Raw genomic sequence first — 12900 nt, forward strand, 5'->3', positions numbered from 1 at the left:
TGGAAACCTATCCTGTGCCTCGCCGACGCTCGATCTCCGCCCGCAACGCGCGGAACCAGCGCAGTTTTTCCTCGAAGGGCAGGCGGGCGAGGCCGCTCGGCGACGGCACCACCACGTCGGCGACGCCGTCGAACAGCCCGCGCTCCTGCACGCCCCAGGGCGCGTCGGGCAGGCCGGTGGCCGCCAGATAGACCCCCTTGCCGGTGTAGGCGAGCACCCGCGGCCGGAGGAAACCGACGATCCGCGCCAGCCGCGGCACCCCGCCGCGCAGCTCCGCCCGCGACAGCTCGGCGGCGCTGGCGGTGGCGCGGGCGACGAGGTTGGTCGAGCCCAGCCCGATGGCTGGCAGGGCCGCGTCCTCCTCCGGCCGGTAAAGGCGCGGGGTCAGCCCGGCCTCGAACAGCAGGCGCCAGAACTGGTTGCCGCGCCCGGCATAATGGTGGCCGAGCGCGCCCGACCGCAGGCCGGGGTTGAAGCCCACGAACAGGCAGTCGAGCCCCGGCGCCACGATGTCGGGCAACGGCCCCGCCGCAGGCGGCATCCCGTTCGGGGAAGGGGCCGGAACATCGTCGAACAGGTCCATCGGTCGGTTCCTCTCCGCAGGGAGAGGAGGATATAGGACACCGCCGCTCCGCTCAAAGCGAGGCGGCGACCGCGGGGGCAGGCGGACTGCTCCGTTCGTCCTGCAGCAGGGCGAGGATGCGGTCGGTCATCCGCAGCGCCAGCGCCACGATGGTCATGGTCGGGTGGTCGGCGCCCATGGTGGGAAAGACGGAACTGCCGGCGATGAAGAGGTTCCCGACGCCATGCACGCGGCCTTCCGCATCGACCACGCCGTGGCGCGGCGATTCGTGCATGCGCGTCGTGCCCATATGGTGCCAGCACCAGCCGACATCCGCCATCGTCGCCTCGGCGGGCTCGTCCTGCCGCCCGCCGTTCGTGATCAGGCCGCGGCGCAGCAGATCCTCGCGCAGCAGGCGCTGGGTCTCGGCCGCGCCCCGACGGTCCTGCTCGGTCAGCCGCCAGTCCACCCGCGGCAGGTTGCAGCCGAACGGGTCGGTGGCATGGTCGAGCGTCACCCGGCTGTCGGGGTTGGGAACCGGCTCCAGCACCGTTTCCAGGGTGAAGCGCCGGGGCAGCCAGCCCGGATCGACGATGCTGTCGAACAGGGCGTGGGCGAGCTGCGGCATGCTGCGCAGGATGCGCGGGCCGGCGTTGCGCAGCAGGCTGACCGACTCGTCCTCCGACACGCCGAAGCGCCGGCAGCTGTGGCGCGAGGGCAGGAGCCGCAGGTCGCGCATCGCCTTGAAGGCGTCCAACGCCCCCGAATGGTAGGAGGCGACCAGATATGTGCGGGAGTTGGGCAGCGCATGGCGTTCCTGCAGCTCCGCGGTCGGCGACAGCGCCAGCGCCACCGACGGGTGCGGACGGCGCAGCCGCCGCCGCGCCAGACACAGGCTGACATCATAGAGCGTGCGGTGCCGCCCTTGCTGGCTCAGGCGGACCGGCGGTGTCTTGAAGCGCGGATGATCGGCGAAGTAGCGGCCAACCAGATCGTTGCCGTTGCCGAGCCCCGCCGCCTGCACCGTGTTGGACAGCAGCAGGATGCGGGCATTCTCGATGCCGCCGCAGCCCAGCACGAACAGCCGGGCGCCGACGGTGAAGCCCGGTCCGTCCAGGGTGCGGACCTGCACCCGCTCCACCGCGGTGGCGGTCGGGTTGGTGTCCAGGCCGGTGACGTTGGCGTTGAGGAAGGCGGTGATGTTGGCGGCGCGCCCGATCTCGGCGCGGTAAGCCTCGCCCATGCGGATCGGCGGGCTGAGTTGGGCGAGGCGGTTTTCGAAGCCGTCCCCGTCCTCATCTTCTACCGGCAACAGCGCCGCCTTGGGCCCGCCGACCCGCTCCATCCAGAAATCAGTGTCGTAGTCGAACGGCCCCAGGCCCAGCACGCTCTGCGAGCGCTCGTAATAGGGCATCATCGTGTCGCGCGGGATCGGCCAGCCGCTGTCGGGAATCCAGGGACGTTCGGCAAAGTCGCCGGGCTCCAGCGGGCGGGAGAAGCCGCCCCAGCAGTTGGTGCTGCCGCCCAGATAGCGGCTGCGCGCGGTGGTCAGCCGCTCATAGGGCAGGCCGACATTGCGGCCGGCATACAGTGCCTGGGAGATGCCGTCGACCTCCAATCCGCCGCCTTCGAGCAGGACGACGCTGCAGGAACTGCCGGCCAGCTCGCGCGCGATGGTCAGGCCAGCGGCGCCGCCACCGATCACGCACAGGTCGCAATCGATATGGGTGCCGTTCAAGACATGGCGGGCGTCACGAAGCAAGCGGGCCTCCGTACCAGGGACATAAGCCGTCCTTTCTTGCCCCGGACGCGTGGCCTAGGCCGAGCGCGCATTCGGCTATACCCCCGGCGCGCTGCACCACTCCGGTACTCAACACAAGCGCGGCACCCCGGACGATCCGGACAGCCCGTCCGCTTCGTCCCGGACACCGGCAGGGATGGCGGGACCGTATGGTGGGAACGACGGCCGCAGTCAGCGGTTGAAATGACGGAGAACGGTGCCTCGGTCCGGCCCGAAGGTCGTGGACGAACGCTCACCGGCAATCAAGCAATCGCAGGAACCGCCGCCATGAAACGCCACCATCTTCTCGCCACCGCCGCCCTGTTCCTGCTTTCCGCTCCGTCGCTGGCGCAGACGCCGACGCCGCAGAAGACAGTGACCGGGACGGGGCAACTGTCGCAGCAGGACATGACCTTCGCCGAAAAGGCTGCGGTCAGCGACATGTTCGAAATCCAGGCCGGCAAGCTGGCGCAGGACCATGCCAAGGACACTGGCGTCAAGCAGTTCGGCAGCCACATGATGACCGACCACACCAAGACGTCGGACGCCATGAAGGCGATGGCCCAGCGGAAGTCGATGACGCTGCCCTCCAGCCTCGATTCCGAACACCGGCAGAAGCTGGATCAGCTGCGCGGCCTGCAGGGCGACCAGTTCGATTCCGCCTATCTGCAGGGCCAGATCGACGCCCACCAGACCGCCGTCACCCTGTTCCGCACCCAGGCCGAAAAGGGCCAGGATGCCGACCTGAAGCGCTTCGCCGAACAGACGCTGCCGACGCTTGAACAGCATCTGCGCCAGGTCCGCGACCTGCGCCCGAACGTCGCCTCCGCCAGCGGGGCGGCTCAGCAGAGCACCAGCTTCGAGCAGATGATGGGCAAGGCCGTCTATGGCGAGGACGGCGGCAAGCTGGGCGACATCGCCGACATCATCCTCGACGCCCAGTCGGGTCAGGCCACCCAGGTGGTGCTCGACCGCGGCGGCATTCTTGGCATCGGCGCCAAGCAGGTGGCGCTGGACTATACCCTGCTGAATGCCGATGGCGACCGCATCGTCGCCCGGCAGGTGACCGAGGATCAGGTCAGGCAGATGGCGGAGTTCAAGTATGACGACAACACCGTCTCGCTCGGCCAGCGCAATGGCGGCGGCACCGCCGACAGCCTGGACAGCACCCAGCCGCGCAATCCGCAGTAAGGCCCGCAAGGGGCTTGCGGCGGATCTGAACGGACACAAGCCGGGGGCACCGGGAAGCCATTTGCCGGCGGCCCCGGCCAACCGATGGAGAAAGCAAAGATGGCGAACGCCAGCAAGAAGCACATGAGCCCCAGCGGTCAGGGCAAGGGCTCCGGCACCGGCGCCACCACCGACCTTCCCGCCGGCGCGATCGGCGACAACGCGGTGCTGTCGAACCGCGACAAGTCGCGCCATTCCGATGCCCGCGGGCTGGACAGCAAGGCGGTGCAGACCGAGCAGCTGCAGGAACACGTCGCCAACCGCAATCCGGCCAGCCGCAATCCAGACGAATGAACGCCGGAGGGGGCCGGTCCCGTCCGGCCCCTCAGCCCCGCCAGAACTGGGGCATGAACAGCACAAGCACGGTGAACAGCTCCAGCCGGCCCAGCAGCATCGCCAGCGACAGCAGCCATTTTGCCGAATCCGGCAGGGAAGCGAAGGTGCCGGCAGGGCCGATGATGTCGCCCAGCCCCGGCCCCACATTCGCCAGCGCGGTCACCGCGGCGCTGGCGCTGGTGATGAAGTCCAGCCCCAGGGCCATCAATGCGATGGTGATCACGCTGTAGGCGGTGAAGAACAGAGCGAAGAAGACGATCACCGATCCGAGCACGTCGTCGTTCAGCTGCCGATTGCCATACTGGCGCGGAAAGACGCCGCGGGGATAGATCAGGTGAAGGAAATGGGTGCGCAGCACCGTCACCATCACCTCGAACCGGAAGATCTTGATGCCGCCGGCGGTGGAGCCGGTGCAGCCGCCGATGAAGGTCAGCCCGAAGAACACGCCGACCGCCAGGTTTCCCCATTGGCTGTAGTCGGTATAGGCATAGCCGGTGGTGGTGACGACCGACACGACGTTGAAGGCGACCAGCCGCAAGGCGTCGTGGAAGTCGTGGCCGTGGGTCGCCGCCAGCCAGATGCTGAGCGGCAGGATCACCGCAACCAGGAATCCCAGATAGCTCCGCACCTGGCTGTCCTTCCACAGCGCGTCGCGCTGGCCGGTCAGGGTGCGGACATACAGAACGAAGGGCAGGCTGCCGAGCAGCATGAACAGCGTCACCAGCCAATGCAGAACCGGGCTTTCGAAGTTCCCGATGGATTTGTCGGAGGTGGAGAAACCGCCGCTCGACAGGCTGGTCAGCGCGTGCACCACCGCCTCGAACGGTGTCATCCCGGCCAGCCAGTAGCAGGCGGCACAGATCACCGTCAGCCCGGCATAGACCGCGACGATCGCCTTGGCGATCTGCTGGGCGCGCGGCAGCACCTTCTGCGACCGGTCGGAGGATTCGGTGCGGAACAGCTGCATGCCGCCCACCCGCAGCGCCGGCAGGACCGCGATGGCCACGCCGATGATGCCGATGCCGCCCATCCATTGCAGCAACGCCCGCCACAGCAGGATGCCCTCCGCCATCCGGTCCAGCCCGACCAGGACCGTCGATCCGGTGGTGGTCAGGCCCGACATCGTTTCGAAGAAGGCGTTGGCGTAGTTCAGCGACAGCTCGGGAAAATTGCTGAACTGGAAGGGCAGGGCGGCGAAGGCCGCGGTGCTGGTCCAGGTCAGCGGCGTCAGCAGGAAGGCCTGCCTCAGCGACAATCCGCCCTGCAAGTGGCATCGGGTGCCGAGCGCCAGAGCCCCGCCGCAGGCGCCGGTGAAGGCGGCCGAATAGAGGAAGACCCTGGCGTCCGGATTGCCATAGGCGAAATCGACCGCGGCCGGGATCAGCATCGTCGCGGCGAGCGCCAGCAGCACGATGGAGACGATGAACAGGATCGGCCTGAAATTCGGCATGATGTCTCTGGTCAGAGGAAATGGGCGGCGGGAAGGGGGCGAAGCGTCGGGCCGGTCAGAAGAACTCCAGCCCCACCGCGAACAGCTTTTCGACCTTGCGCACCAGATCGGCCGTGGCCATCACGATGACGCGGTCATGCGGTTCGATCACCGTCTGGCTGGTGGGGATGATAACCTCGTTGCCGCGGACCAGCGCGCCGATGATCATGCCGCCCGGCAGATCGATGGACCCGATGGGGCCGCTGACCGCGCGGGAGGTCTCCAGCGCCTCGGCCTCCACCACCTCGCCGAAATTGTCGCCGATGGTCTGCACCGCCGCGACGCGTCCGCGCCGGACATGGCGCAGGATCGAGGACACGGTGACCGCCGCCGGGTTGACCACCACATCCATCCCCAGCCCGGCGACGATCGGGGCGTAGGAGGTCTTGTTCAGCAGCGTGATCGCCCTCCCGCAGCCGGCGCGCTTGGCGAGCAGCGAGGTGAAGACGTTGGTCTCGTCGTCGTTGGTGACGGCGACGATGGTCTCGGCCCGGCCGACCTGCGCCTCTTCCAGGATCTCGTGGTCCAGCGCATCGCCGTTCAGCACCACGGTGCTGGAGCGCAGCGAGCGCGAGATCAGCTCGGCGCGTGCCGCATTGCCCTCGATCATCTTGATGGAGATGCCGCGCATGTGCCGTTCGACGATCTGCGCCAGATTGAAGCCGACATTGCCGCCGCCGGCGATGACCAGACGGCGTGCCGGCGCCTCGCTGTGGCCGAACAGGGCGACGACGCGGACGATGTCGGCGGTGCGGCAGACCAGATGCACGTCGTCGCCCAGCCGCAGAATGTCGTTTCCCCTGGGCACGAAGCCGGTGCCGTCGCGGAAGACCGCCAGCACCGCCGCGCGCAGATCCGGGAACATCTCGGTCAGGCGGCGCAGCGGCGTGTTGAGCAGGGGCGAGCTGTTCGTGCAGTGGACGCCGATCAGATGCACCTTGCCGTCGGCGAGCGGCACCATCTCGAACGCGCCGGGGGAGCGCAGGCGCCGCGCGATGCTGTGGGCGATCTCCACCTCCGGCGAGATGACGACGCTGATCGCCAGATGCTGGGCGGAGAACATCGACGACCATTCCGGCTGCAGATAGGCCTGCTTGCGGATGCGGGCGATGCGCAGCGGGATGTTGAACACCGAATGGGCGACCTCGCAGGCCACCATGTTGACCTCGTCGGAATGGGTGACGGCGATCAGCATGTCGGCGTCCCGCGCGCCCGCCTGGGCCAGCACATCGGGGTGGGAGGCGAAGCCGACCATTCCGCGCACGTCGTGGCTCTCGTCCATCCGCTGCGCCAGCTCGGTCGAGGTGTCGATCACCGTGATGTCGTTGTCCTCCAGCGCGAGGTGCCGCGCGATGCTTGCCCCGACCTGTCCCGCTCCACAGATGATCACCTTCATGCGCCTGCCCCCGGCCCGTTTCCGCTGCACCCCGGCCTGTCCGGCCAATGTGAGCAAATGACGGCAATGGCGAAGCGTTGCAAGCCAAAGCGGATTGGAAGGACCGTGGCGACCGGGGAGGAGGTGCAAAAACCTTCCCGCGGGCCTGTCCATGCCGGTCTCCCCCGGCGCGCGGTTCGGTGGCAGGATGCGGGGCGGAGCCTCCGTAAACCGACAATGATGAAGGAACGTCCATGTTGAAGCTGCGCTGGAGCCCCACCTCGCCCTATGTGCGCAAGGTGATGATGGTCGTCATCGAACGCGGGCTTGAGGATCGGGTGGAGCGGGTGGCGACCGATCCCTGGTCGGCCGATACCGACCTGCCCAGGGAAAATCCGCTGGGCAAGGTTCCCGCCCTGACGCTTGCGGATGGCACCACCCTGTTCGACAGCCCGGTCGTCGCCGAGTATCTCGATACGCTCGGCGACCGGGCGCCGCTGTTCCCGCCGGCCGGCCCGGCACGCTGGAGCGCGCTGCGGTTCCAGGCGGTCGCCGACGGCATCTGCGACGCCGCCATCCTCCGCCGGCTCGAGTCCATGCGCCCCGATGGCGAGAGGTCGGTGAACTGGATGGAGCGCCAGCGCAAGGCGGTCGCCCGCGCGCTCGACCTGCTGGAGGCCGACGCGGCGGCGCTGGGCGGCGAGGACACCATCGGCACGCTCGCCGTCCTGGCGGCGCTCGCCTATCTCGATTTCCGCTTCGGGGACGAGGACTGGCGTGAAGGCCGCCCGGCGCTTGCGGCGTGGTTCGACAAGGCATCCGACCGCGACAGCCTGCGGCGCACCGCTCCGCCCGTACAACGCTTGCAATAAGCCTGCTGCTCTTCTCCAATAACGCGCAGTAAAGCGGTGCTCGATGCCGGCGGGCGCCGCTTGCGCTTCACCGTGCTGTTTACGTTCGATTCACCAAGCCCGGCAAAAGGTCGGCTGTCGACCGTCGTCGAACCGGTCGATTTCGCAGGCGCAACGATATTTCGATTGTGCGTAGCGAAAACTTCACCGAACCGTCACCCAAACATCCAAAGAGAGGGTCTACCCATGGCGTCGGCCGGCCTGCGGAGAACCGCGGGTCCGGTGCTGACAACCTCCAGACCGCGGGTGGCCCACATGGCAGATCGCGCCGACCAGCGCCGGCGATCCGGCATCAAGTCGAAGATGCTGATCGCCTTCGGAACCGTGGCGGCACTGCCCTGCATCGCGGCGGTGGTCGGCTGGATGTCCTATGGCGCGGTCCGGGGCCATGTCGCCGACATCACGGGAACGCAGGTGCCGGTGCTCAGCGCCGCGCACGGCCTCGCCACCATCACGGCGCGGGTGCTGGCGCTGGGACCGCTGATCGACGCCGCATCGTCGGAGGAGGACCTGACCCGGCTGCGCAGTGCAGCGGCGGGCCAGCGCGCGGAGCTGGACGGCCAGCTCGCCCGGCTGGCCGACGGGCATGGCGACATCGGCCGCATGGGCGAGCTGTCGGCCACCGCCCGCTCGCTGCTGGGCACCGTCGACGCGTTGGGCGCGGCGACCGGCCGCCGGTTGAGCCTGCAGGAACAGCGCAGCGCCCGGCTGGCGGAGTTGAGCGACGCCCATGCCCGGCTGCTGGCGGCGCTGAAGCCGGACATGCAGGCCTCGCGCGAACAGCTTGCCCAGGCGATCGCTGCAATGGTGGAGGTGACCTCGCAATCCTCCGAGGCCATCGGCGGCGAGCTGGGGCAGACGGTGATTCCGCTGTTCCAGCTGCGCGGCGCGGAGGCGGCGCTGGCCAAGGCGCTGCTGATCGGCGCCTTCGAGACCGACCGCTCCAAGGTGATGTCGCTGTCCACCGACTTCGATTCGGCGCTGTCCGATCTCCAGGGCGCCCTGCGCCCGCTGGCGAAGAGCGAGGCGGCCGCCCCCGTCATCGCGGCGATCAACGGGCTGGCGGCCTATGGCGACGGCGACAAGAGCGTCTACACCCGCCGCGTCCGCCAGCTGACCCCCGGCATCGGGGAGGCCGAAGCGGGCAAGCTGGCCGAAGCCCAGGCCGCCGCGGTCGACGAGATCGTCCGGCTGGACCGCGACGCCAACAGCCGCATGCTGCCGCTGATGCTGAATTCCCGCGGGCGCATCGCCGAGGCCGGAAACGCCATCGCGGAGCGGATGCAGGATCTTTCCACCAACGTGGTGCCGGAGGCGCAACACCGCTACACCGTGCTGAGCGGTCTGATGGCCGACGCCAACCTGCTGGCCGGCAAGCTGGCCGAGGCCGGCAACGCGGAAACGCCGGCCCGGCTGGCCATCGCGCGCCGCACGCTCGATCCGCTGGCCGCGACGATCCAAAAGACCTTGCAGGAGTCGAAGGGCGATCTGGGCACTGAGGTCAGCCGGCTGGCCGAACGGTTGCTGGCCCTGGGCTTCGGCGATGCCGGCATTCTGGCGCTGCGCGGCGGCGAACTGGCCGCCTATGCCGAGAATGCCGCGCTGATCGAGAACAACCGCAGCACCGGCGCCGCCCTGACCGGGATGGTCGACGGGCTGGTGCAGTCGGCCGAAACCGCGACCGCCGAGGGGGCCGCCGCCGCCCATGACGCGCTGGAGCGCACCAACGAGATCCAGTTCCTGCTGGCGACGGCCGGCGTGCTGCTGGCCGGGCTGATCGTTACGCTCTATGTCGGGCGCCGGGTGGTCGGCCGGATGGAGGCCCTTGCCGACGCCATGCGCAGGGTGGCCGGCGGCGACCTGACGGTGGACCAGAAGGCCGACGGCAACGACGAGATCACCGACATGGCCCGCGCCCTGTTCGTCTTCATCGCCAACGCCCGCGCCATGGAAGAGGCGCACGAGAAGGTGGAGATCGAGCGCCGCAACGCCGCTTCGGCCCGCCGGACCAGCATGCTGGAGATCGCCGACCAGTTCGAGCGCAACGTGCTGAGCAGCGTGGAGACCCTGGCGGAGGCCGCCCGCGTGATGGCCGCCCGCGCCCGCTCGCTGACCGACATCGCCGCCAATGCCAACGACCGGGCCGACGCTGCGATGCAGCTGTCCGGCGAGATGGCGGCGGGGATCCAGCAGGTGGCGACCGCCGCTTCGGAGATCTCGCAGTCGATTGCCGAGATCAGCAAGCGCACCGGCGAATCCGCCCGCATCATCGGCGACACCGCCGCCGGGGCGGAGCAGGTGAAGGCCACCGTCGCCGACCTGTCGAGCACGGCGGGGGAGATCGGCGCCGTGGTGGGGCTGATCGACGAGATCGCCGGACAGACCAACCTGCTGGCGCTGAACGCCACCATCGAAGCGGCGAGGGCAGGGGAGATGGGCCGCGGCTTCGCTGTGGTCGCCGGGGAGGTGAAGGCCCTTGCCGGCCAGACCGCCCAGGCCACCGCCGAGATCGCCCGGCAGATCGCCGCGACCCAGGCGGCCAGCCGCCAGACGGCGGAGGTGGTGGCGACCATGACCGGCAGCGTCCAGCGCATCGAATCGAATGCCTCGGCCATCGCCGCGGCGGTGGAGGAGCAGGCGACCATCACGTCGAGCATCGTCGACAGCTCCCACCGCGTGGCCGTCGGCACCCAGGCGGCGTCGGACCATGTCGCCGGCCTGTCGGAGGCCGCGGCCAAGGTGCGCGCCCAGGCCGGCGACGTGCTGCAGGTGGCGGAAAGCCTGTCGCACGAGGCGACCAGCCTCGGCTCCGCCGTGCATCTGTTCCTCCAGGAAATCCGGGCCGCGCGATGAGCGGGCGATCCGGGGCGCCTGGGGCCTGAAGCGGGTCGGTTTCATAAAACTGACACGTAAACAAAACAAACCCGTCACCAGCGGTGGCTATGGTCACCGCGACGAAGAAGGCGGGTTACGACCTCCGGCGAAGGCCGGGATTTTCCCAAACCCAACGACACCGTCCAAACCTATCGGGAGTTTAGCCGTGAAAACCATGACCTCGGCGTTCGTTCGCTGCGCCGCCTTCGGTGCCCTGGCCGTTCTGTCCGTGTCGGTCGCCCCGCTGTCGGTCGCCTCGGCCGCCGACATCTCCGGCGCCGGCGCCACCTTCCCGTACCCGATCTATGCCAAGTGGGCCGACGCCTACAAGAAGGAGACGGGCACCGGCCTGAACTACCAGTCGATCGGTTCGGGCGGCGGCATCAAGCAGATCAAGGCCAAGACGGTCACCTTCGGCGCGTCGGACATGCCGCTGAAGCCGGAAGAGCTGGAGCAGGCCGGCCTGATCCAGTTCCCGATGATCATGGGCGGCGTCGTTCCGGTCGTGAACCTGAAGGGTCTGAAGTCCGGCGAGGTCAAGCTGTCGGGCACGGTTCTCGCCAACATCTACATGGGCGAGATCACCAAGTGGAACGATCCGCAGATCAAGGCGCTGAACCCTGACGTCAATCTGCCGAACACCGCCATCGCGCCGGTGTACCGTTCCGATGGGTCGGGCACCAACTTCCTGTTCACCGACTATCTGTCGAAGACCAGCCCGAAGTTCAAGACCCAGATCGGCGCCAACTCCTCCGTGCAGTGGCCGGCCGGCATCGGCGCCAAGGGCAACGAAGGCGTGGCCAACATGGTCAAGCAGACGGACGGCTCGATCGGCTACGTCGAATACGCCTACGCCAAGCAGAACAACATCACGTATGTCGGCCTGCAGAACAAGGACGGCAAGACCGTCGTTCCGAAGATCGAGGCCTTCCAGGCCGCCGCGGCGAACGCCGACTGGGCCAACTCCAAGGGCTATTACGTCATCCTGACCGACGAGCCGGGTGCGGACAGCTGGCCGATCACCGGCGCCAGCTTCATCCTGATGTACAAGAACCCGCAGGACGTCGCGGTCTCGGCCGAAGCGCTGAAGTTCTTCGACTGGGCCTACAAGAACGGCGCCAAGATGGCCACCGATCTGGACTATGTCCCGATGCCTGAGGCCGTCGTCTCCTTGGTCCAGAAGACCTGGTCGCAGTCGATCCAGGCCGACGGCAAGCCGATCTGGACCGCGTCGGCCAAGTAACCACGGCCAACCCGACCCTGGGTTGCGCCGGCGGACGGTGCAATCCGGGGGCATGATCCGCCGGCGGGGACGGAAATTTCGCCGTCCCCACCGCACGCCTCACGGAGCGGCCATGACCGAGATCGCGCTGACCTTGACCGACGCACACGCTTCCACCGCCCGACGGGCCCGCCGCCAGCGCCTGCAGGATGCGGCTTTCCGCAACGCCACGCTCTTCTTTGCGCTGCTCGTCCTGTTCATTCTGGGCGGCGTCACGGTTTCTCTCATCGACGGCGCGCTTCCGGCACTGCGCGCGTTCGGCTTCGGCTTCGTCACGACCGAGGTCTGGAACCCGGTGTCGGAGGAATTCGGCGCGCTCGCCCCGATTTACGGCACGCTGATCACGTCGGTCATCGCCATGGCTGTCGGCATTCCGGTCAGCTTCGGCATCGCGCTGTTCATCACCGAGATGTGCCCGGCCTGGCTGAAGCGGCCGCTGGGCGTCGCCATCGAACTGCTGGCGGGTATTCCCAGCATCATCTACGGCATCTGGGGCCTGTTCGTCTTCGCCCCCTTCATGCAGTCGACCATCCAGCCCTTCCTGATCGCCACGCTGGGTCAGATCCCCGGCATCGGCAATCTGTTCATGGGCCCGCCCTACGGCATCGGCGTGCTGACCGCCGGCCTGATCCTGGGCATCATGGTGCTGCCCTTCATCACCTCCATCACCCGCGACGTCTTCGAGACGGTGCCGCCGATGGTGCGCGAATCCGCCTACGGGCTGGGCGCCACCACCTGGGAGGTGGTGTGGAACGTGGTGCTGCCCTACACCCGTACCGGCGTGGTCGGCGGCGTCATGCTGGGGCTGGGCCGCGCGCTGGGTGAGACGATGGCCGTCACCTTCGTCATCGGCAACGCGCACCGCATCAGCTCCTCCATCATGGCGCCGGGCACGACGATCTCGGCCTCCATCGCCAACGAATTCACCGAAGCGGTCGGCGACGTCTACACCGCCTCGCTGGTGGCGCTGGGCCTGATCCTGTTCCTGATCACCTTCACCGTGCTGTCGATCGCCAAGCTGATGCTGCTGCGCCTGCAGCGCAAGGCCGGAGTCTGAGGCC

10 protein-coding genes are annotated in these 12900 nt (G+C 68.3%); 6 read left to right on the top strand and 4 right to left on the bottom strand.

From position 1 onward, the window contains the following. Window positions 1–7: 7 nt before the first annotated feature. Window positions 8–583 carry a mismatch-specific DNA-glycosylase gene (locus tag A6A40_RS13080; protein WP_063635766.1) on the bottom strand — a complete coding sequence of 192 codons (576 nt, stop codon included), beginning with the start codon at window positions 581–583 and terminating at the stop codon, window positions 8–10. Between the two features lie 52 nt (window positions 584–635). Further along, on the bottom strand, window positions 636–2324 hold the full coding sequence (locus A6A40_RS13085) for a GMC oxidoreductase (protein ID WP_063635767.1): 1689 nt from the start codon (window positions 2322–2324) through the stop codon (window positions 636–638). A gap of 306 nt (window positions 2325–2630) precedes the next feature. Between A6A40_RS13085 and A6A40_RS13090 the strand changes: the two genes are divergently transcribed. Next, on the top strand, window positions 2631–3533 hold the full coding sequence (locus tag A6A40_RS13090) for a DUF4142 domain-containing protein (RefSeq protein WP_063635768.1): 903 nt from the start codon (window positions 2631–2633) through the stop codon (window positions 3531–3533). Window positions 3534–3632: 99 nt separating this feature from the next. Then, complete coding sequence (locus A6A40_RS13095; RefSeq protein ID WP_063635769.1) at window positions 3633–3866, top strand: hypothetical protein; 234 nt, start codon at window positions 3633–3635, stop codon at window positions 3864–3866. 31 nt (window positions 3867–3897) lie between these two features. Here A6A40_RS13095 and A6A40_RS13100 read toward each other — a convergent pair whose 3' ends face one another. Both A6A40_RS13100 and trkA read right to left on the bottom strand, forming a co-directional pair. Next, window positions 3898–5358, bottom strand: a complete 1461-nt coding sequence (locus A6A40_RS13100) for a TrkH family potassium uptake protein (RefSeq protein ID WP_063635770.1) — start codon at window positions 5356–5358, stop codon at window positions 3898–3900. Between the two features lie 55 nt (window positions 5359–5413). Continuing rightward, window positions 5414–6793 (bottom strand): Trk system potassium transporter TrkA, encoded by a 1380-nt coding sequence (gene trkA, locus A6A40_RS13105; protein ID WP_063635771.1) that lies wholly within the window; start codon window positions 6791–6793, stop codon window positions 5414–5416. A gap of 233 nt (window positions 6794–7026) precedes the next feature. Between trkA and A6A40_RS13110 the strand changes: the two genes are divergently transcribed. The 4 genes from A6A40_RS13110 to pstC all read left to right on the top strand — a co-directional run bounded on the left by A6A40_RS13110 (window position 7027) and on the right by pstC (window position 12896). Then, complete coding sequence (locus tag A6A40_RS13110) at window positions 7027–7644, top strand: glutathione S-transferase N-terminal domain-containing protein (RefSeq protein ID WP_082860817.1); 618 nt, start codon at window positions 7027–7029, stop codon at window positions 7642–7644. Window positions 7645–7938: 294 nt separating this feature from the next. Beyond that, window positions 7939–10536 (top strand): methyl-accepting chemotaxis protein, encoded by a 2598-nt coding sequence (locus tag A6A40_RS13115; protein WP_236783666.1) that lies wholly within the window; start codon window positions 7939–7941, stop codon window positions 10534–10536. A gap of 196 nt (window positions 10537–10732) precedes the next feature. Next, window positions 10733–11800 (top strand): phosphate ABC transporter substrate-binding protein PstS, encoded by a 1068-nt coding sequence (gene pstS / locus A6A40_RS13120; RefSeq protein ID WP_063636285.1) that lies wholly within the window; start codon window positions 10733–10735, stop codon window positions 11798–11800. Between the two features lie 112 nt (window positions 11801–11912). Continuing rightward, window positions 11913–12896, top strand: coding sequence for a phosphate ABC transporter permease subunit PstC (gene pstC, locus A6A40_RS13125; RefSeq protein ID WP_063635773.1), 984 nt, complete (start codon window positions 11913–11915; stop codon window positions 12894–12896). The last annotated feature ends 4 nt before the right edge of the window (window positions 12897–12900 follow it).

This window comes from Azospirillum humicireducens (genome assembly GCF_001639105.2).
In the GTDB taxonomy this organism is placed as follows: domain Bacteria; phylum Pseudomonadota; class Alphaproteobacteria; order Azospirillales; family Azospirillaceae; genus Azospirillum; species Azospirillum humicireducens.